The organism is Candidatus Phaeomarinobacter ectocarpi, from assembly GCF_000689395.1.
GTDB lineage: Bacteria > Pseudomonadota > Alphaproteobacteria > CGMCC-115125 > CGMCC-115125 > Pyruvatibacter > Pyruvatibacter ectocarpi.
Map to the genome: position 1 here is coordinate 645,394 of NZ_HG966617.1, position 18,775 is coordinate 664,168.

The following is an 18,775-nucleotide window of genomic DNA, read 5'->3' on the forward strand; positions in this document are numbered from 1 at the left end:
GATGGCTCTTCTGCGCAACAATTCTGCAAGTGACGATGCTTATGTCGTAGAGGGTGACGGCGTGGTGCTGCGTCTGCCGCGCAACGCAGACTATGTGGAATGGGCGGAACTGCGCGCCCGCAGCCGGGCGTTCTTGACGCCGTGGGAGCCAACCTGGCCCGCTGATGATCTGACCCGCACCGCCTTTCGCAGACGCCTCAAGCGATACCAGCGCGATGTGCGCGATGATGAGGCCTATCCATTCTTCATTTTCTCCTCGCGCACCGGAAAACTGGTCGGCGGCTGCACCTTGTCGAATGTCCGCCGTGGCGTGGCGCAGACCTGTTCCCTTGGATACTGGATCGGCGAGCCGCACAAGCAGCAGGGCTACACGAGCGCTGCCGTCAAGGCGCTCATTCCCTTTGTCTTTGACCAGCTCAAGCTGCATCGGCTGGAAGCTGCCTGTCTGCCGACCAACGAACCATCAAGCGCTTTGCTCAAATCCTGCGGCTTCACGCAGGAGGGCTTTGCCCGCAATTACCTGCGCATAGACGGCGCGTGGCGTGACCATCTGCTGTTTGCGATTCTCTCAACCGATCCGCGGACTTAAGACCGTATCGCACGCGGCAGAGTTCTTGTCAGAAGGCCGGGCAGGGGGCTACCAAGGTGGACCGGGACAATGGTGGCGTAAGAGTGATTCGCCTTTCAGCGCCCGGGCACGAGATACACCGCCAACCGCGAGGCCTGATCCATCTTCAACCGCGACCAGACAGGCAGGCCCATATGCGAGCGCAAAGGCGCTGCATGGCGCCATGTACGACGGCATGCAGCGGTTGCAGCACTCATGATGTCCATGGGCATGACGGGCTTGGCATCTTCAGGTGTCGCCCAGGTGCCAGAGACACAGCCGGCGGTTCCAGCGCAGACCTCGCCCCAGATAGAAGATCCCACCGCACCTGATCCGGCTTCCGGTTCGGCCGAGGCCACAAGCCAGGACCTCACAGACGAGTTGCCAGACAGCGCACCACGTAGTCTTCCGGTCGTGGTGATTGACCCCGCACAGCCCCATGTGGACATCACACCGGTGGTCCTGCACCTGCCCGCCGACCGCGAGGCGGCATTCCCGGGGCCCATTCCCCTGGTTCTGAGCGACGACGAAGTGGACTTCGCGCGCGTGTGGTCCGTCTTCGCCCTGCAAAATCCACTGGACGAGCCGCAGCAGCGCATCATTGCCATCGACAGATCAGCCCTGTGGTCATCCGGCATTGCACCAGTGCGCAGTGGTCTTACCGAGCTCGGCGTTTGGCGCATCATGCCGCTTGAATCAGTATCGCCAACGCAGATCATTTCAGGCAGTCAGGCAGGGCCAGCGCAGGCACGGTATCTCGTGACGCTGCCCCCGGCCTCCACCACCAGCTTTGCAATTCCCGTAGGCGCCTCGACCGCAACGCCTTTGCATATCTGGCAGCCGCAGGAACTGGCAGCAGCGGATGCAGCACAAGCAGCGTTTTCCGGGTTGATCCTCGGTGTCCTGGCCATCGCCTTTGCCTTCTTTGCAGCCCAATGGGGCCAGCAACTGTCCAATGAGTTCAAAGGTGTCAGAACCGGCGCTGCGACACCTGCTTATGGCGCAATCAAACTCGCCACCCTTCTGACGGGCGGGGCGCTTTTGTATGAACTGTCCGCACAGGGTTTCCTCGCCGCAGCCTTTGGGTGGTCCGCTGGGTGGGACGCTCGCATGGCCGGCGTCACGCTCGCACTGGCAACAGGCGCTGCTGCGCATGTATTGGCTGCGGAACGCATTCGCGCCCTGTCGCCGGATCGCGAAAGACTGGCGCGTCTGGCCGGGTGGGTGGCGCTTGGTGCGGCGCTGCTTGCCTTGGTAGCGCCCTCTGTCGGGCTGCCCTTCGTTCGACTCATGGCCTTTGCCGTGGCGCTGGGCGGTGTTGCAGCCCTCACCGCAGGCACCGGCAATGGCGAGAGTGGAGTGCCGCGCATCACACCGGCAGCAGGTGAACTACGCGCCGGCTGGGCCCTCATGGCGCTGGCTGCCGTGCTGGCAGCATTGGCGACGCAGGGCTTCCTGCCGCGCAGCCCGGCAGTGGAGATGATCATCCACGCACTTGCCGTGCTTGGCATCATGATCGTGGCCTATACGCTGGCAGGCCCTGCCACCATGGGGGCGGTGCGAACGGCGGCCCGTCGGTCCATGGCACTTGGCCAGACAGCAAGCAGTGCAGACCGTCGCGCGGACAGCCTCGCCATTGGCCGGGATACAGATCCTCAGCTGCCTGACATCAATGCCATCCGTGCCGAGCAGCGCAACGCGCTGGCATTGGCCGGCTCAAGCGAAGCTGTGTGGGACCTCGATGTCACCACAGGTACGCTCTATGTGGACCCGTCCCTTGAGGCACATCTGGGCCTCGTGCCCGGGTCCCTGTGCGGCCGCCTTGAAACCTGGATGGCCCGCGTGGACCGCGATGACCGCCGCAATGTCTCTCAGGTGCTTGATGAAAATGTTGAGCGTGGCAATGCCACGTTCACGCTGGAGATGCGCCTCACCCACGCCGACCCAACCCAGGGCAGCCGATGGCTGGAACTCTGCGCCACCTGCTTTGCAGGCGACAGCGGCGCCGCGCGTCGGTGCATCGGCACGGTCAAGGACGTCACCCAGCGCCGCGAAGAGCAGGCAGGCCTTGTGCGCGAGACCCTGCACGACCCGTTGACCGGCCTCGCCAATCGTCCGCTCTTCACAGACCGGCTGCACCGCGCCTGCCTGCGCGCCCAGGGAAGCCACGAGCGTATCGCGCTTATTCTGGCGGATCTGGATCGGTTCAAATCCATAAATGAAAGTCTCGGCCACGCCGCCGCAGATACTGTCCTGTCCGCGCTGGCGCAGCGGCTCAAGGCATTGATTGCGCCCGAAGACACATTGGCGCGCATCGACGGGGATACCTTCGCCATGCTGGTGGCCGGATGGTCTGACGAAACCGGCCCCGCCGAAATTGCCCAGCTTGTGCGCGAAACCGTTTCGCAACCGCTGGAGGTGTCCGGCCGGGAAATTTTCCCGACGGCCAGTGTCGGCTTCACGATCCGGGAACCGCACCATGACAGCGGCGAAGTGCTCCTCGGCGAAGCTGACCTCGCCTTGCGCCTCGCCAAGCGGCAGGGCAATGCCGTGCAGCCGTTCCACCCCAATATGCGTCCGGCGGATGATGAACTGGCCACCGAGAGCGGCCTGCGTCGGGCCCTTGAGCGGGGCGAAATTCATCTCGTCTACCAGCCCATTGTTGACCTCGCATCGGGACGCCTGGCAGGCTTTGAAGCCCTGATCCGCTGGCAGCATCCAGAGCGCGGTCTGATCTCGCCGGATGAGTTTGTGCCCCTCGCCGAGCGCACCGGCCTCATCATTGATCTGGGTGCGCACGTGCTTGAGCGTGCCGCAAATGATCTGGCCATCTGGCAAAAGGACTTCCCGCAGGACCCGCCGATCTTCTCGAGCGTCAATGTGTCGAGCCGCCAGTTGCTCAGTGATCTGCCTGCTGCGGTCTCGACGCTCCTTGGCCAGACAGCGCTCCCGCCATCGTCCCTGCGCCTTGAGGTCACAGAGTCGCTGGTGATGGATGACCCGGATCAGGCGGCAGAGATACTCGCCGCCCTGAAGCAGACCGGTGTGAAGCTCGCGCTTGATGATTTCGGCACAGGCTACTCATCGTTGAGCTACCTGCAGCGCTTCCCGTTCGACGTGGTGAAAATCGACAAGAGTTTTGTTCAGGCCATGGGCACCGACACAGATCAGGACGCCATCGTCCGCTCCGTCCTGACGCTCGCCGAAGACCTGAAACTGGATGTGGTAGCGGAAGGCGTCGAGGACGACGCGGCCCGCGCAAGCCTGCAGGCTCTGGGCTGCACCTATGGTCAGGGATTCTTCTTTGGCCAGCCCATGGAAGCCGGGGACGCCCACGACTTCATCGCGCGGCATACCGGCTAGTCAGCGAAGTGGATCAGGCGTGTCCTGTTTCACCTGACAGCAGGGACGGGTCAACGCCGAGTGTCGCCAGGGCCTGTGTCCATTTGGACCCGATGTCCGGGGCAAAAATGATGTCCGGCTGCGCATCACTCACCAGCCAGCCATTCGCCTTTATTTCGGCTTCAAGCTGTCCGGCTTCCCAGCCGGCGTAACCAAGCGCCACCAGCTTGTCGTGTGGTCCGTCGCCGTCAGCAATCGCCCGGATCACATCTGTCGTGGCCGTCAGCCGCACGCCATTGCCGACCTGAATGGTGGAATTCGCGCCGTCATATTCCGGTGAGTGCAGCACAAACCCGCGCCCGCCATCGACCGGCCCCCCGGCCAGAATGGGAATGGACGGTACGGTCCGCCGATCGGTCTCGATTGAAAGCTGCTCCATCAAGTCAACAAACGTAATCTGGTCAGACGGCTTGTTGATCACCAGCCCCATGGCGCCTTCGGCACTGTGCGAGCACATGTAAATCACCGTGCGTGCAAAGCGGCTGTCCTCCATGGAGGGCATGGCGATGAGAAACCGGCCCTGCAGGGAGCCTGTCAGGCCAGCCTCGCCCGGCTGCGGAACGAATGGATCGTCGCTGAAACTCATGCGATTACATTACCTGCTGGGGCTCAAGCTGCAAAAACCTCCGTCGTTTTGGCGTTAACGCAGCGTGACGGACCATGGCTGGCTCTGGTGTTCACGCAAGGGTGACCACAGCAACACGGCCAATTGGGTTGGTGTTCAGGTTTCCGCGCTAATATGGCGTCATTATGCAGCTTGGTGTTTTCAATATTGCGCTTCCAGCCGCCGCAGCCCTTGGCATCCTTGCCAGTGCCGCGCCGCATACGCCTGCGTCGGCTCAATCCAGCCTGTTCGGGGAGAGGTTTGCGTCGAGCCGGGCAGAACCTGGCGCAAGTGCGTGGGACAAGGCGCTGACCTCCCGGCTGAGACTGATTGCCGCCCGGACGAGCGCAACGCTTTTGCCGGGCGAGGAAGCACTGCTAGCCGGTGTCGAGATAACCCTCGACCCAAAATGGAAAACCTACTGGAGCAGCCCCGGCGACACCGGCATTGCGCCCCTGTTCAGCTTTGAACGCTCGGTCAATGTGGCATCTGTTGATGTGACCTATCCCATGCCGGAGCGGTTCGATTATCCCGGCGACATCAGCTTCGGGTACGAAACGCAGGTCGTGTTTCCCCTGACCGTGACCCCCGATGACCCCTCTCAGCCCGTCGAACTGATGGCCGACGTGGTGTATGGCGCATGCGAGGAGCTATGCATTCCCGTAGAGGCGCAGGCAGCGCTTTCCTTTCCAGCAGCATCGGGTGATGGGACAGGCGCCGCCAGCCAGTTTGCCGGCCTGCTTGCAGACTGGCGCAGCCGCGTCCCGGCAGAACATGACGCGACGCTCACGTCCGTGTCCGCCACGATGACAGATCAGGCGACTGTTCTGGAAATCGTGGTGGCCGCACCCTCGGACTTCACGGACCCCGTCCTGATCGCAGAGCCCACGGGCGGTGAGGGCCGCGTCTATCTGGGCAGCCCGACGCGCACTCTGGATGAAGGGCAGGCCAGCTTTGTTTTCCCGGTCAAAACCCGGCGCAAACATGCGGGCCTTGAAGCTGGCGTGGCATTCACCATCACCCTGGGTGATGAAACCGCAAACGGCACGTCATGGGCGCAGCAGTTTGCGTATTCCCTGCCGCCTGCCAAATCCCAAGACAGGGATGCTGATAGCGACACGTCCGCATATTAGGCTAGCCTTTTTGGTCGCCTGTGGGCTTTAATGCCGCTCGATATCAAATCTCATTTTCCAGCAGGCGCGCCGTGGGTGCGCAGTTCAAGGGAGCCCTCAAATGGCCATCAGTGTTGGCGATCGTATTCCAGACGCAACTCTCACCGTCATGTCAGAAAACGGCCCGACGCCGCTGACAACCAGCGACATTTTCGGCGGCAAGAAGGTTGTGGTTTTTGCTCTTCCCGGTGCTTTCACGCCGACATGCTCCAACCAGCATCTGCCAGGCTTCGTTCAGCATGCGGACGACATCAAGGCAAAGGGCGTCGATGACATCATCTGCCTGTCCGTCAACGATGCGTTCGTCATGGATGCGTGGGGCAAGCAGCAGTCTGCTGACGGCAAGATCACCATGGTCGGCGACGGCAATGGTGACCTGACAAAAGCCATGGGCCTTGATTTTGACGGCTCCGGCTTCGGCATGGGCACCCGCTCCCTGCGCTATTCCATGCTCGTGGAAGACGGCGTGGTGAAGTCCCTCAATCAGGAAGCAAACCCCGGCGAGGCCAAGGCGTCCGGCGCCGAAACCATGATGGGCCAGCTTTAGCCTGATGACAGTGCTGCATGGATCCCCCGGTCAAGCCGGGGGATGGCGCGTCGATGTGGGGTAAAATTCCTGAATTGAATCGCCATTGTCTGGTTTAACCGGACAATCCAATGCACGCCGACCAATCGAAAGATCTATCGATAGGCCTCAAGCCCACCGCGCGCCAATTCATCGGCACGTTCGTTCTGCGGGTGGCCCGCATGGCCTTTGACCCAATGCCACTCAACCGTGTGACGGGAAGCGGCTTCTTCAAGCCGTTGCCACAAATCCGCATTCTTGACTGGCTTCTTGGCCGCCGTGCGCCAGCCGTTTTTCTTCCAGCCGTGAATCCACTTGGTGATGCCGTCGCGCACATAGGTGGAGTCCGTGTGCAGATGCACTTCGACAGGCCGTTTCATGGTCTCAAGCGCCATGATGGCCGCCATCAGCTCCATGCGGTTGTTGGTGGTGTCGGCCTCGCCGCCGGAGATTTCCCGCTCATTCTCGCCAGAGGTCAGAATGGCACCCCAGCCGCCGGGCCCCGGATTGCCCGAGCACGCACCATCCGTATACACATCAACGCGAGTCATCAGCCGCCATATCCATAATCTGCTGCACTTACCGCATGTTGGTGGAAGCGCAGACGCTTCAAATACTCACGCGGGTCTTTTGGTTTCACCAGCGCGTCCTGAGGTCCATCCAGCCAGTCCACCAGACGTGTCAGCAGGAACCGCAAGGAAGCCCCGCGGGCCAGCAATGGCAATGCCTGTGCCTCTTCTTCTTCGAGGCTGCGCACCTTGTTGTACCCGGACAAAAGTGCCCGTCCCTTGGTGACATTGAAACTGTCGTCGGCTTCAAAGCACCAGGCATTGAGACAGATCGCTATGTCATAGGCATAGGCATCCGTGCAGGCGAAGTAGAAGTCGATAAGGCCGGACAATTCTCCACCTATGAAGAACACATTGTCGGGAAACAGATCCGCATGGATGACACCGCGTGGCAGATCCTTGGGCCAGCGTGACGCCATGAGCTCGAGCTCATCCGCAATAAGCGTGCCCAGTCCTTCGCTCACCGTATCCGCGCGCGCACCGGCCTGATCCGCCAGCGCAGACCAGCCCTCGACGGAAAGCGCGTTCGGCCGCGTCATCGAAAAATCAGCACCCGCCTCATGCATCTGTGCCAGCGCCATGCCTACCTGCCCGCAATGGGCTGCCTGCGGTCGCTTGACATCCATGCCCTCAAGGAAGGTCACCATGGCCGCCGGACGGTCTGCCAGCCGGTGCAGGACAGAGCCGTCGCGGGCGTGGACAGGGACCGGGCATGACAGGCCGTGCGCTGCCAGGTGCTCCATCAGACCGAGAAAGAAGGGGAGGTCGCTTTCGGAGGTGCGCTTTTCATACAGCGTCAGAATGAAGGGCGACTTTGTCGTGTGCAGCAGGAAGTTGGAGTTCTCCACACCTTCCGCGATGCCCTTGGCAGATTGCAGCGTGCCGATGTCGTAGCGCGCCACGAAATCGGTCAGCTCTTCGTCAGAAATCTCTGTGTAAACCGCCATGGGCCTTGGTATCAGCCCGACCGGTCCGGAAGCAACAGGCGTTGTGCAGGTTAGGCGATCAGGGCCCGTGGCAGTTTGAAGATCACGTCCTCAGACGACACCGTCACTTCTTCTACCTGCACCGTAAAGCGCTTGGCGGCTTCATCAATGACACCCTGCACAAGTGATTCTGGTGCGGACGCCCCGGCTGTCAGACCAATGCAAAATGAACCGCCTTTGTTGGCCACAGCCGCCTCAAGCGCAGGCCAATCCACTTCGCCTGACTTTTGCACCAGCTGTGCCTGCGGGCACCCGGCCTTTTCGGCAACTTCCACCAGACGCACGGAGTTTGATGAGTTGGGCGCGCCGACAACAAACATCATGTCGCAGCCTTCAGCGATGGCCTTGACGGCCGCCTGCCGATTGGTTGTCGCGTAGCAGATATCATTCTTGTGCGGCCCGCGTATGGCGGGGAAGCGGCGCGTCAACGCATTGACGATCTCAACCGTGTCGTCCAGCGACAGCGTCGTCTGCGTCACATAGGCAAGCTTGGCCGGGTCCGGAGCGTCTACCGTGTTGGCGTCTTCCACGGTCTCCACAAGCGTGATGGCCCCATCCGGCAACTGCCCCAGTGTGCCTTCAACTTCTGGATGGCCCTCATGGCCGATCATCAGAATATGCCGGCCTTCGTCGTGGTGCCGGTTGGCCTCCACATGCACCTTGGACACAAGCGGGCAGGTGGCATCGAGATAAAACATGCCGCGCGACTCAGCATCTGCGGGCACGGCCTTGGGCACACCATGTGCGGAAAAGATCACCGGACGGGTCGAATCCTCGATCTCGCTCAGTTCTTCAACAAACACAGCACCTTTGGTTTCCAGTCCCTCGACCACGTGACGGTTATGCACAATCTCGTGGCGCACATAGACAGGCGCTCCGTATTTTTCGATCGCGCGCTCTACCATAAGGATGGCGCGATCAACGCCTGCACAAAAGCCGCGAGGGGCCGCAAGGCGGATCGACAGCAGGGGAGCCTGAGGTGCTGGGTCTGTCACGCAACGTCTTTCTATTGCCGGTTAACGGGCGCTTGGCTACTGTTCGCCTCCCGCCGCCGCATGGGACATGTTGATGGACACCATCAGCACGTCGTGGGGCGTAAGTGAGGCACCCGGGTCCCCAAGTCAAGGTATCGAATCGACGCATGGCCGACACACGAAACCCTAAGAAGAACATGGGCTTAACTTCTGTTCGTTCGCCCATTATACGCAGCGGAGCGCGTGCTGGATTTGTCGCCGCATTGGCTTTGATCGTGGCTGGCTGCGGCTGGTGGAGCGGCGAAGCACGCAAGCAGGAACGGCTCCGGGGTTGCCCAAATGCGGGCATTTTGACCGACGCCGAGCGGCTGACGGAATATCGCGAAGGCTCCGGCCGGGACATTACCGATGTCGCATACACCTGGGAGCTGCTCGATGCGGTGGCTGATTGCAGCTATAGCGGCACCACAATCGACGTGGATTACGCCCTGAGCATGAGTGTCAGCGTTGGCCCCGCCGCAACCAGAAGCGCTGTATCGGCCCCCATTTTTGTGGCGGTGACGCGCGCCGGTGAAACGGTGCTGCAGAAAACCACCTTCGAGGCCGAAGTGGAATTTGAACCGGGCCAGCGGGTCGCGGTGTACACACGGACCTTCGAGGGCCTCGAATTTGAGGTCGGCGAAGACAATGGTGGGCTGTACGACATTGTGCTGGGCTTCCAGCTCACCCCGGCCCAGGTCGACGAAAATCGCGCGCGGTCCCGGTACTAGCTGCGATTCCCGGCGGTCTCGCCGTTTATTCAGAGGCGTTAAGGCCACACAATCTGGCTGATCTGCAGGGGAATGGCCTTGGCGGACCGGCGTCGATTGACTCTTGACCCACCCCACCTATCATCGCGCCTGTCAGTCGAACCTGCGCGGGAGAGTCTGACGGCATGTGTGTCCTTGAGGGATGGGCAGGCCATCGGCGCCGAAGGAGCAACCGCCCCGGAAACTCTCAGGCACCAGGGACCGCGTGGGGATGACACTCTGGAAAGCAGCAGGCGGGATGTGTCCCGATTGCTCACCGAAGGAGTAAGCCCGCCACTGAGGCCCCCCAGACCATCGGGGACATTGCTTCGGGCAGGGTGAATCTCTCAGGTTTTCGACAGAGGGGGCGCTTGCCGCAAGGGCTGCAAAACAGCACAGGCGGGAGGCGGACCTCCGACTCTGGCGAAAGCAAATCCCAATTGGCTGACAGCTCACACGAAACACTGCAAAAAACCGCCTTGCATGCGCTGCATGTGGAGCTTGGCGCCAAAATGGTGCCCTTCGCCGGGTACGACATGCCAGTGCAATATCCGCTGGGCGTTCTGGGCGAACATCTGCATACCCGCACCAAGGCCGGGCTGTTTGACGTGTCTCACATGGGGCAGGCCTATCTCATCGGTCCTGACCACGAGACCACGGCCAAAGCCTTTGAGGCGCTTGTTCCAGGCGACATCGTCGGTCTCGCCCCCGGTCAGCAGCGCTACACGATTTTGCTCAACGCCGATGGCGGCATCATTGATGACCTTATGGTCACCCGCCCACTGGACCCGGCGCGCGAAGGACATCTGTTCATTGTCGTGAACGCTTCGCGCAAGGCGATTGATTTTCCCCATATCCGCGCTGCACTGCCTGCAAACGTGACCCTCGAAACCCTCGACACCCGCGCCCTGGTGGCCCTTCAAGGCCCCGGAGCCGTGGACGTGTTCGCCAAGCACTGCCCCGCGGTCGCTGATCTGGTGTTCATGACGGCGACCCATGCCACGTTTGACGGCATGGATGTCCATGTCAGCCGCTCCGGCTACACAGGCGAAGATGGCGTTGAAGTGTCGGTTGCCCCGGAAGACGCGGAGACGTTTGTGCGGTCCCTGCTGGCCCATGACGAGGTCGAACCCATTGGCCTTGGCGCACGCGACAGCCTACGCCTCGAAGCGGGGCTTTGCCTGTATGGCAACGACATCGACGAAACAACATCTCCCATTGAAGCCAGCATTGCCTGGACCATTCCCAAACATCGCCGCGAGGCAGGGGATTTTCCCGGAGCCGCGCGCATCCTCAAGGAACTTGCCGACGGCACGACCCGCAAGCGCGTCGGCATTCTGCCGGACGGCAAGGCACCTGCCCGTGGTCACACGGAAATTCAGGTGGATGGGGCGACCGTTGGCGAAATCACTTCCGGCGGCTTTGGCCCCACGGCAGACGGCCCCGTGGCCATGGGCTATGTGGCCCGCGAGCACGCCAAGGCCGGCACTGAACTCGACCTCATCGTGCGCGGCAAGCCGCGCGCTGCGAAGGTGGCCAAGCTGCCTTTCGCCCCGCATCGCTACGCAAAATAATCACACGGATTGATCGCAAGGACTTCACCAATGGCTGACACGAAATACACCAAAGACCATGAATGGGTGCGCGTAGACGGCGACACCGCAACCGTCGGCATCACTGACTACGCGCAGGAACAGCTGGGCGACGTGGTCTATGTGGAACTGCCTGACATCGGCAAGAGCGTTGGCGTTGGCGATGAAGCTGCCGTCGTTGAATCGGTGAAAGCCGCTTCTGAAGTATACGCGCCGATTTCCGGTGAAGTCGTTGAGGTGAACGAAGCTCTGGCGGATGCCCCCAACGGCGTCAACGAAGACGCTGCAGGTGCCGGCTGGTTCGTGAAGCTCAAACTCTCAGACGCCTCAGAGCTTGAAAAGCTGATGTCTGAAGACGAATACAAAACCTATCTGGCGGAGCTCGACTGATGCGCTATTTGCCCCTGACCCCAGATGATCGCCAGCAGATGCTTGGTGTCATCGGTGCCAAGTCCATGGATGACCTGTTTGTGGATGTGCCCGAAGCGGCCCGTCCTGCAAACGGCAAGTTTGACGAGGCTTTCGACCTGCCGCCACATCAAGGCGAGCTGGAAGTGGACCGTGCGCTCTCGGCCATGGCTGCCAAGAACACTTCCGCAGGGAGCGTCCCGTTCTTTGTTGGGGCAGGGGCCTACAAGCACCACGTGCCAGCCTCTGTGGATCATCTGATCCAGCGCTCGGAGTTTCTGACCTCTTACACGCCCTATCAGCCCGAGATCTCCCAGGGCACGCTCCAGTACCTGTTCGAATTCCAAACGCAGGTGGCTTTGCTGACAGGCATGGATGTGGCGAACGCCTCCATGTATGATGGCTCGACGGCCTGTAGCGAAGCCGTACAGATGGCGCACCGTGTCACCCGCCGTAACAAGGCGGTGCTGTCAGGAAATCTGCACCCCCACTATCGGGCGGTGATTGAAACCACATCCAAGTTTGCCGGCGATGCCGTTGAGGCGCTTGAAGCCAATGTGTCTGGCAAAGAAGACATCGCGTCCCAGATTGACGGCGACACATCCTGCGTCGTCGTTCAGTACCCGGATTTCTTCGGACTTATTGGTGACCTGGCCGACATTGCAGCCGCAGCGCACGCACAGGGCGCATTGCTGATTGTCGCAATCCCCGAAATCGTTTCCATGGGCGCGCTACGCACGCCCGGAGACATGGGCGCCGACATTGTGGTGGCCGAAGGCCAGTCCATCGGCAACGCCCTCAATTATGGTGGTCCCTATGTGGGCCTGTTCGCCACCCGCCAGAAATATGTGCGCCAGATGCCTGGTCGTCTGTGCGGTGAAACCGAAGATGTCGACGGCAAGCGGGGCTATGTGCTGACGCTGTCCACCCGCGAGCAGCATATCCGCCGCGAAAAGGCGACCAGCAACATCTGCACGAACTCCGGCCTGTGCTGCCTTGCCTTCACCATTCACCTGGCCCTGCTGGGGGAGAAAGGCTTCACACGCCTTGCAGCCCTCAACCACGAAAGCGCATGCAAGCTGGCAGGTGCTCTGGAGGCTGTGTCCGGTGTCGAGCTTCTGACACCCGCGTTTTTCAATGAATTCACAATCCGCACGCCAAAGCCGGCTGCGGAGGTCATTGAGGCACTGGCGGATAAGGGCGTTCTAGGCGGCGTGCCAGCCTCACGTTTGATGCCAGGCAATGACGCTGTCAGCGACCTCATCATTGTTGCGGCAACCGAAGTGAACACAGATCAGGATCGTGCCGCCTACGCGGCAGCGCTGACGGAGGTGCTGTCATGAGCGAGAAAACAACTTTCACCGGCCATCGTGGTCTCGACCACGAAGAACAGCTGATTTTCGAACGCGGCCGTGATGCGGCCTGTGGCGTTGACCTGCCTGCACCTGACAGTGTGGCAACGCGGCTGGGTGGCATGGAGCGCAACGGAAGCGTCGGACTACCCGGTCTCTCCGAGCCGGAAGTCGTGCGCCACTTCGTGCGCCTGTCCCAGAAGAACTACGCCATTGATGCGGGCTTCTATCCGCTTGGCTCGTGCACCATGAAGCACAATCCACGCCTCAACGAAAAGATGGCGCGGCTGCCCGGCTTCTCGGATGTGCATCCGCTGCAGCCCACCTCCACCGTGCCCGGCGCGCTTGAACTGATGAGCGAACTGGCCCGCTGGCTGATGGAACTGACAGGCATGCCTGCGGTTGCCATGTCGCCAAAAGCAGGCGCCCATGGTGAACTGTGCGGCCTCATGGCCATTCGTGCGGCCCTCGAGGCGCGCGGCGAAGCAGGAACCCGTACCCGCGTGCTGGTGCCTGAAAGTGCCCACGGCACCAACCCGGCAACTGCTGCGGCGTGTGGCTTTACGGTGGATGCCATTCCCGCGACGGAAGATGGCCGTGTGGACCTTGCAGCGTTTGAAGCCAAGCTTGGTGATGACGTTGCAGGCATCATGCTCACCAATCCCAATACCTGCGGCCTGTTCGAGCGCGACATCCGCAAGATTGCAGACGCTGTGCATGAGCATGGTGGCTACTTCTACTGTGACGGCGCCAACTTCAACGCCATCGTCGGCCGGGTGAAACCCGGTGACCTTGGCGTCGATGCCATGCACATCAACCTGCACAAGACATTCTCCACGCCCCACGGCGGCGGCGGTCCCGGCGCGGGCCCGGTTGTGCTCTCAGAAGCATTGGCGCCCTTCGCGCCGCTTCCCTACGTCACCAGCACCGGCGGCGAATTGAAGCTGGTGGAAGACGAGCAATCGTCAGATGCAGACCCCTTCGGCCGCATGGTTGCCTTCCATGGCCAGATGGGCATGTTCGTGCGTGCCCTGTCCTACATGATGAGCCACGGCTCGGATGGTTTGCGGCAGGTGGCGGAAGATGCGGTGCTCAACGCCAACTACGTGCTGGCTTCCTTGAAGGATGTCATGACGGCAAGTTTCGAAGGGCCGTGCATGCATGAAGCCCTGTTTGATGATCGCTTCCTCAAGGGGACCGGTGTCGAAACCCTCGATTTTGCCAAGGCAATGATCGACGAGGGCTACCACCCCATGACGGTCTATTTCCCGCTCGTGGTCCATGGCGCGATGCTCATCGAACCGACAGAAACCGAATCCAAGGAAACCCTGGACGAGTTCATTGGCTGCATGGCGGATCTCGCCAGGTCAGCCAAGGCAGGAGACAAGGCACGTTTTGAAAACGCGCCCGAACTCACGCCCCGTCGCCGCCTCGATGAAACCACGGCAGCCCGCAAGCCGGTCCTTCGCTGGACACCACCGGCTCCGGCACAGGCGGCTGAGTAAACTCACGACATGAGAATCGGCGTAGGGTCGGAAAATGACCCACGCCGATTTTCTCGCCCTCATCCGTCAAAACCCTATCAATGCGGCCATTCTGGATCGTATGCCGTCACTTGACCTGACGGATGCGTGGCTCGTCTCCGGCAGCCTGTTCCAGGCCGCCTGGAACAGCCTCACAGGCCGACCTCTCAGCCATGGGGTCAAGGACTACGACATCTTCTATTTTGACCCGAACACCTCCTGGGAGGCGGAAGACGCGCAGATAAAACGTGTCGGCAAGGTGTTTGCGGATCTTGGCGCGGATATCGAGCTGCGCAATCAGGCCCGCGTCCACCTTTGGTACAAGCACCATTTCGGCGACATCGATTACCCGCCGCTGATGACCTCCTGCGAAGGCATTGATCGCTTTCTGGCCATCGCCTGCAAGGTTGGTGTGTCTCTGGATGGGCGCGAGCGCATCTACGCGCCTGATGGCCTGGAGGACATCTACAATCTGCACTTGCGACCAAACCCCTGCGCCAATTTTTCGGCAGAGCACTACGCCACCAAGACGGCCCGGTGGCTCGAAAACTGGCCGGAGTTGACAGTAGAGCCCGCAGATCTGCCGTCTGGATTGTCCGGTTAAACCGGACAATGGCGGAGAGCGGGGAAGGCATTGGCAACACACACGCCATCCCACGGCTTGACCGGGGGATCCATGCAGCCTTGCCCCTTCGACAAGTGCATACAAAAAAGCCCCGCCGGAGAGGGCAGGGCTTCTTCGAGTGATGTACCAGATGCCTAGACGAGGCGCTGGCGCACCTGATCAAGGCTCTGATTGATCAGGGCATCCTGCCGGGCGTCATCGCTTGTGTCAGCCAGAACCTTGGCCGCAGCAGCAACCGCAACTTCCGTTGCCGCGTCGCGCACTTCCTTGGAAGCCTGCGCTTCGGCCATGGCAATCTTCTGCTCGGCTAGGGCTGTGCGGCGTGCAACCTGCTCATCCAGCTTCTGCTTGGTTTCAGCGGCCAGGCGCTCTGCTTCATGACGGGCCTGGGAAACGATTTCCTGCGCCTCTTCTTCCGCGTCACGCTGCTTGCGCTGGTACTGGGCCAGCAGGGCCTGCGCTTCTTCGCGCAGCTTGCGGGCTTCTTCCAGCTCGGTCTTGATGCCTTCAGCGCGGGCATCAAGGGCCTTGGTGATCTGCCCCCATACGCCGAAATACAGCAGCATGCCGACAAAGCACACAAAAGAGAGCGCGGTGAGGAATGTGCTGTCAGTCAAAAGTGAAAACATATTGCTCGCTCCCTATCGGTTCAGTTCTGCATCAACCGCTTGCGCGACCTTTGCAGCATCAACACCGGTGACACCCAGCTGTGCAACAACGGCCTGGGCAACATCAGCAGCAATGCCGCGAACATTCCCCATGGCTTCTGTCTTGGTCGCGGTAATCCGTTCCTCGGCTGCTTCCAGCTTCTGGTCCAGTTCCGCTTCCAGCTTGTCACGCAGGGCGTCGGTTTCCTTGCCCAGATCATCACGGGTCTCAGACGCAATCTGATGAGCCTTGGCGCGGGCATCCGCCAGCGCTGTCTCATAGCCTTCAATGGCTGCGTCTGTTTCCGATTTGAGCTGGGCCGCCTGGTCCAGATCATCGGCGATGCGGTCACGACGCGCCTCCAGCGCCTGCGCCACACGTGGCAGAGCCACGCGGGACATCAGGAGGTAGAGAACACCAAACGTGATCGCCAGCCAGATGAGCTGCGGCGCGTAGGTCGAAAAGTCGAGCTGCGGCATGCCGCCGGATTGCGCGTCATCCTGCGCAATGCCCAGTTCAGCTTCTGCCTGTTCGCCGATCACAAGCACACTCGTGTCATCAGTCGCGACCTGCGCGACAATGATTGGCGTGTGATAGCTTTCGGTCATGGACGTATCCGCCATGCTCTTTGACCTTTCCGTCACCTGATCTTCTGCAAGTCTGTGGTTAGACAGACTTAAACAACGAAGAGCAGCATCATGGCGACGACGAGGCCGAAGAGGCCCGTTGCTTCTGCAAGAGCAAAGCCGAGCAGCAGGTTAGGGAACTGGCCCTGAGCCGCAGCCGGGTTGCGCAGAGCGCCGGCAAGGTAGTTACCGAAGATGTTACCGATACCAAGGCCGGCACCAGCAAGGGCGATGCAGGCAATGCCGGCACCAATGTATTTCGCTGCTTCAGCTTCCATGTCGAAGTCTCCTTAGAAGTGTTGCCGATGGCCTTGAGTGGCTACCGGTAAAGTCAAACCAGAATGAGTGACGCCCGCCGATCAGTGATGAACGTGGAGGGCATCGTTGAGATAGATGCAGGTAAGGATGGCGAACACATAGGCCTGCAGGAAGGCAACCAGCACTTCCAGACCTGTGAAAGCCACCATAAAGGCGAAGGGTGCCCAGCCGCCCCAGGCGCCGAGCATGATGGCAAACCCGGCAAACACTTTGAGCATGGTGTGTCCGGCCAGCATGTTGGCGAACAGACGCACCGAAAGGCTCAGGGGCCGGGTGAGATAGGAAATCATTTCAATGACGGTGATCAGCGGCAGCAGCACAATCGGCACGCCGGAGGGCACAAACAGCTTGAACCAGCCAAGACCGTGCTTGAATAGGCCCAGCAGCGTGATGCCGCCGATAACCACCAGCGCCATCGCGAAGGTCACAGCGATGTGGCTTGTCACCGTGAAGGAGTAGGGCAGCAGGCCAAACATGTTGGCAAAGAGGATGAACATGAAAAGCGAGAAAATGAACGGGAAGAAAGGCTGGCCTTCATTGCCGGTGTTCTGCCGCAGCATGTTCGCTACGAATTCGTAGGAGAGTTCGGCCATCGACTGCCAGCGGCCGGGAACCAGCGCGCGGGAGGAGACGGACATGATCATGAAAATCGAGATGGCGGAGACAGCCAGCACCATCCACATGGCGGAGTTGGTGAAAGACGCATCAAATCCGAAAAGCTCGATCGGCAGCAGCCGGACGATCTCATACTGATGCATGGGATCTACAGGAAACGCACCCGGTTCAGCTGGAGCAGCCATTTTTGCCTCTTAACCCACATTTGCCACGACGTATCGCGGCTCAATCTTCACTCGCCTGTTTGTTCATCTCGGTGGCCGCTCGAACCGCGTTCAAAATGCCCGCGGCAACGCCCAGAAAGAAAAACAACAACAACAACCAGGGCGCCGTCCCCAGCCAATAGTCCAACCACCAACCGATAAAGCCGCCGACCACAACCCCTACAACCATCTCCGAAGAGAGGCGAAAGGCCTGACCAAAGGCCGACTGCCGGTTCTGCGGCTCAGTCTGTTCCCGACGCTTGCGCGCTTGCGACAGGCGGCGATCGAAATCCTCTCGGCTCTCATCTGGGTCAGTCATCGGTCTGCCTGTCCTGCAAGGGCCGCGCGTCTATCGATCAAAATGATCGCTTCACACTGCCGTGCCAATTCCCCGCAAGGTATGCAGCTGCTCTGGCAAGATGCCTAAGCTGCTCAATTCCTTGAGAAAAATGCCTTGATGACCTGCCTTGACTGTTGTGAGGAGCCAAAGGCACCCCGAAACCACTCGAATGAGCAAAAGGGATTTCCCGCCGCAAACGGTAAAACACACCGCAATCGGGCTTGAAGTCGGGCGCACCATAGTTTCGCCCTTAACCTCTGTCAAGCAACGCTAGGAGGGGTTTAAGTCATTGTTTTTAAAGAGGAAAAAAGGCGTCGTCAAAGAGTCGCAGGCCGGTTCGGCGGGCATTTCTTTCGCGATGCAGCAACACGGGTCGTTTTGACCCTGTTTGAGTCTCTCAGGAGCCGGATTCGCAGTACTGTTTCACTGCGTCCAGATCAGGTGCCAGAGCTTTTTCGATGGCCCCCATCAGCAGCGGTAGCCCAAGGCGCGCCTTTATCGAATTTGGCGTTGCATCCAGTGTCCAGATTAACTCAGACCCGCCAGACTTGCCTTTGCCCTTTGCGGTTACCTCAAACCCGGCATCCCAGGTGGCGCCGCCAGCCTCAGAGACGATGCGCACCCATTCTGCCGGTTCATATTCGAGCACCTCGAAAACCGTCGACCGTTCCTTGCCGCCGATGTCGCGGAAGATGCGCCACTGACTTCCGGATCCTGTCTCGTTATCGGTCAGGCACTCAGCTGCCGTGATGGTTGGAATGGCTTCAGCGAATTCGCCCAAATGCGCCACCGTCTCAAACACGCGTTGTGCCGGGCTCTTTATGGCCTTTGTCATTTCAATGGACGGCATGTTGTTTC

Annotated in this window: 21 protein-coding genes and 2 riboswitches; of the genes, 10 read left to right on the top strand and 11 right to left on the bottom strand. The window is 60.5% G+C overall.

Annotated features, from left to right (window positions below; all coding sequences use genetic code 11):
• Position 1: 1 nt before the first annotated feature.
• Positions 2-589, top strand: coding sequence for a GNAT family N-acetyltransferase (locus BN1012_RS03095; RefSeq protein WP_043948485.1), 588 nt, complete (start codon positions 2-4; stop codon positions 587-589).
• A 95-nt stretch (positions 590-684) separates the two neighbouring features.
• Here BN1012_RS03095 and BN1012_RS17600 read toward each other — a convergent pair whose 3' ends face one another.
• Complete coding sequence (locus tag BN1012_RS17600) at positions 685-840, bottom strand: hypothetical protein (protein ID WP_206778007.1); 156 nt, start codon at positions 838-840, stop codon at positions 685-687.
• On the opposite strand from BN1012_RS17600, the gene BN1012_RS16580 reads away from it, so the two are divergent.
• Positions 839-3,970: a putative bifunctional diguanylate cyclase/phosphodiesterase gene (locus tag BN1012_RS16580; protein WP_171815897.1), complete on the top strand. Its 3,132-nt coding sequence runs from the start codon at positions 839-841 to the stop codon at positions 3,968-3,970. The two genes, BN1012_RS17600 and BN1012_RS16580, sit on opposite strands and share 2 nt — an antisense overlap.
• Positions 3,971-3,983: 13 nt before the next feature.
• Here the strand turns inward: BN1012_RS16580 and BN1012_RS03105 are convergent, their stop codons facing one another.
• Positions 3,984-4,595: a YqgE/AlgH family protein gene (locus BN1012_RS03105; RefSeq protein ID WP_043948486.1), complete on the bottom strand. Its 612-nt coding sequence runs from the start codon at positions 4,593-4,595 to the stop codon at positions 3,984-3,986.
• Positions 4,596-4,759: 164 nt separating this feature from the next.
• Here BN1012_RS03105 and BN1012_RS16585 point away from each other — a divergent pair, with 164 nt between their 5' ends.
• Complete coding sequence (locus BN1012_RS16585) at positions 4,760-5,746, top strand: protein-disulfide reductase DsbD domain-containing protein (protein ID WP_052534456.1); 987 nt, start codon at positions 4,760-4,762, stop codon at positions 5,744-5,746.
• Positions 5,747-5,846: 100 nt separating this feature from the next.
• Complete coding sequence (locus tag BN1012_RS03115; RefSeq protein ID WP_043948487.1) at positions 5,847-6,332, top strand: peroxiredoxin; 486 nt, start codon at positions 5,847-5,849, stop codon at positions 6,330-6,332.
• 134 nt (positions 6,333-6,466) lie between these two features.
• On the opposite strand, the gene rnhA is transcribed toward BN1012_RS03115, so the two are convergent.
• From rnhA to ispH, 3 genes are read right to left on the bottom strand one after another with little or no spacing between them, the layout of a single operon-like run.
• Positions 6,467-6,901: a ribonuclease HI gene (gene rnhA, locus BN1012_RS03120; RefSeq protein ID WP_043948488.1), complete on the bottom strand. Its 435-nt coding sequence runs from the start codon at positions 6,899-6,901 to the stop codon at positions 6,467-6,469.
• Positions 6,901-7,866: a homoserine kinase gene (locus BN1012_RS03125; RefSeq protein WP_043948489.1), complete on the bottom strand. Its 966-nt coding sequence runs from the start codon at positions 7,864-7,866 to the stop codon at positions 6,901-6,903. The genes rnhA and BN1012_RS03125 overlap by 1 nt, the downstream gene beginning before the upstream one ends.
• A 50-nt stretch (positions 7,867-7,916) precedes the next feature.
• Complete coding sequence (ispH, locus tag BN1012_RS03130; RefSeq protein WP_043948490.1) at positions 7,917-8,900, bottom strand: 4-hydroxy-3-methylbut-2-enyl diphosphate reductase; 984 nt, start codon at positions 8,898-8,900, stop codon at positions 7,917-7,919.
• 146 nt (positions 8,901-9,046) lie between these two features.
• On the opposite strand from ispH, the gene BN1012_RS16590 reads away from it, so the two are divergent.
• From BN1012_RS16590 to BN1012_RS03160, 6 genes are all read left to right on the top strand, one after another.
• Positions 9,047-9,649 carry a hypothetical protein gene (locus tag BN1012_RS16590; RefSeq protein ID WP_145973394.1) on the top strand — a complete coding sequence of 201 codons (603 nt, stop codon included), beginning with the start codon at positions 9,047-9,049 and terminating at the stop codon, positions 9,647-9,649.
• A 137-nt stretch (positions 9,650-9,786) separates the two neighbouring features.
• A riboswitch (glycine riboswitch) is annotated at positions 9,787-9,902 on the top strand.
• A 1-nt stretch (position 9,903) separates the two neighbouring features.
• A riboswitch (glycine riboswitch) is annotated at positions 9,904-10,033 on the top strand.
• A gap of 74 nt (positions 10,034-10,107) precedes the next feature.
• Positions 10,108-11,241, top strand: a complete 1,134-nt coding sequence (gene gcvT / locus BN1012_RS03140; protein WP_043948491.1) for a glycine cleavage system aminomethyltransferase GcvT — start codon at positions 10,108-10,110, stop codon at positions 11,239-11,241.
• A gap of 30 nt (positions 11,242-11,271) precedes the next feature.
• Entirely contained in the window at positions 11,272-11,649 is a 378-nt protein-coding gene (gene gcvH, locus BN1012_RS03145) for a glycine cleavage system protein GcvH (RefSeq protein WP_043948492.1), read from the top strand.
• Positions 11,649-13,010, top strand: coding sequence for an aminomethyl-transferring glycine dehydrogenase subunit GcvPA (gcvPA, locus tag BN1012_RS03150; RefSeq protein ID WP_043948493.1), 1,362 nt, complete (start codon positions 11,649-11,651; stop codon positions 13,008-13,010). Before gcvH ends, gcvPA begins: the two co-directional genes overlap by 1 nt.
• Positions 13,007-14,524 (top strand): aminomethyl-transferring glycine dehydrogenase subunit GcvPB, encoded by a 1,518-nt coding sequence (gene gcvPB / locus BN1012_RS03155; protein ID WP_043948494.1) that lies wholly within the window; start codon positions 13,007-13,009, stop codon positions 14,522-14,524. Before gcvPA ends, gcvPB begins: the two co-directional genes overlap by 4 nt.
• A gap of 34 nt (positions 14,525-14,558) precedes the next feature.
• The gene (locus tag BN1012_RS03160) at positions 14,559-15,146 is read left to right on the top strand and encodes a nucleotidyltransferase family protein (protein WP_043948495.1); all 588 of its coding nucleotides are present in this window, start codon (positions 14,559-14,561) and stop codon (positions 15,144-15,146) included.
• 155 nt (positions 15,147-15,301) lie between these two features.
• Here BN1012_RS03160 and atpF read toward each other — a convergent pair whose 3' ends face one another.
• The 6 genes from atpF to BN1012_RS03190 form a co-directional block, all read right to left on the bottom strand.
• Positions 15,302-15,796 carry a F0F1 ATP synthase subunit B gene (gene atpF, locus BN1012_RS03165; protein ID WP_043948496.1) on the bottom strand — a complete coding sequence of 165 codons (495 nt, stop codon included), beginning with the start codon at positions 15,794-15,796 and terminating at the stop codon, positions 15,302-15,304.
• A 12-nt stretch (positions 15,797-15,808) separates the two neighbouring features.
• Positions 15,809-16,459, bottom strand: a complete 651-nt coding sequence (locus BN1012_RS03170; RefSeq protein ID WP_244442937.1) for a F0F1 ATP synthase subunit B — start codon at positions 16,457-16,459, stop codon at positions 15,809-15,811.
• 32 nt (positions 16,460-16,491) lie between these two features.
• Positions 16,492-16,719, bottom strand: coding sequence for a F0F1 ATP synthase subunit C (locus BN1012_RS03175; RefSeq protein WP_043948497.1), 228 nt, complete (start codon positions 16,717-16,719; stop codon positions 16,492-16,494).
• Between the two features lie 81 nt (positions 16,720-16,800).
• Positions 16,801-17,559 carry a F0F1 ATP synthase subunit A gene (locus BN1012_RS03180; RefSeq protein WP_043948498.1) on the bottom strand — a complete coding sequence of 253 codons (759 nt, stop codon included), beginning with the start codon at positions 17,557-17,559 and terminating at the stop codon, positions 16,801-16,803.
• 40 nt (positions 17,560-17,599) lie between these two features.
• A complete protein-coding gene (locus tag BN1012_RS03185) occupies positions 17,600-17,896 on the bottom strand; it encodes an AtpZ/AtpI family protein (protein WP_043948499.1) in 297 nt (98 codons plus the stop codon).
• Positions 17,897-18,314: 418 nt separating this feature from the next.
• A complete protein-coding gene (locus tag BN1012_RS03190) occupies positions 18,315-18,767 on the bottom strand; it encodes an SRPBCC family protein (protein WP_043948500.1) in 453 nt (150 codons plus the stop codon).
• Positions 18,768-18,775 lie beyond the last annotated feature (8 nt).

Coding starts and splice junctions, on each gene's coding strand:
- gcvPB (WP_043948494.1), top strand. CDS start 13,007: ATGAGCGAGAAAACAACTTTCACCGGCCATCGTGGTCTCGACCACGAA.
- gcvPA (WP_043948493.1), top strand. CDS start 11,649: ATGCGCTATTTGCCCCTGACCCCAGATGATCGCCAGCAGATGCTTGGT.
- gcvH (WP_043948492.1), top strand. CDS start 11,272: ATGGCTGACACGAAATACACCAAAGACCATGAATGGGTGCGCGTAGAC.
- BN1012_RS03160 (WP_043948495.1), top strand. CDS start 14,559: ATGACCCACGCCGATTTTCTCGCCCTCATCCGTCAAAACCCTATCAAT.
- BN1012_RS03180 (WP_043948498.1), bottom strand. CDS start 17,559: ATGGCTGCTCCAGCTGAACCGGGTGCGTTTCCTGTAGATCCCATGCAT.
- BN1012_RS17600 (WP_206778007.1), bottom strand. CDS start 840: ATGCCCATGGACATCATGAGTGCTGCAACCGCTGCATGCCGTCGTACA.
- atpF (WP_043948496.1), bottom strand. CDS start 15,796: ATGTTTTCACTTTTGACTGACAGCACATTCCTCACCGCGCTCTCTTTT.
- BN1012_RS03185 (WP_043948499.1), bottom strand. CDS start 17,896: ATGACTGACCCAGATGAGAGCCGAGAGGATTTCGATCGCCGCCTGTCG.
- rnhA (WP_043948488.1), bottom strand. CDS start 6,901: ATGACTCGCGTTGATGTGTATACGGATGGTGCGTGCTCGGGCAATCCG.
- BN1012_RS16585 (WP_052534456.1), top strand. CDS start 4,760: ATGCAGCTTGGTGTTTTCAATATTGCGCTTCCAGCCGCCGCAGCCCTT.
- BN1012_RS03105 (WP_043948486.1), bottom strand. CDS start 4,595: ATGAGTTTCAGCGACGATCCATTCGTTCCGCAGCCGGGCGAGGCTGGC.
- BN1012_RS03125 (WP_043948489.1), bottom strand. CDS start 7,866: ATGGCGGTTTACACAGAGATTTCTGACGAAGAGCTGACCGATTTCGTG.
- BN1012_RS03175 (WP_043948497.1), bottom strand. CDS start 16,719: ATGGAAGCTGAAGCAGCGAAATACATTGGTGCCGGCATTGCCTGCATC.
- BN1012_RS03190 (WP_043948500.1), bottom strand. CDS start 18,767: ATGCCGTCCATTGAAATGACAAAGGCCATAAAGAGCCCGGCACAACGC.
- BN1012_RS03115 (WP_043948487.1), top strand. CDS start 5,847: ATGGCCATCAGTGTTGGCGATCGTATTCCAGACGCAACTCTCACCGTC.
- BN1012_RS16590 (WP_145973394.1), top strand. CDS start 9,047: ATGGCCGACACACGAAACCCTAAGAAGAACATGGGCTTAACTTCTGTT.
- BN1012_RS16580 (WP_171815897.1), top strand. CDS start 839: ATGACGGGCTTGGCATCTTCAGGTGTCGCCCAGGTGCCAGAGACACAG.
- BN1012_RS03095 (WP_043948485.1), top strand. CDS start 2: ATGGCTCTTCTGCGCAACAATTCTGCAAGTGACGATGCTTATGTCGTA.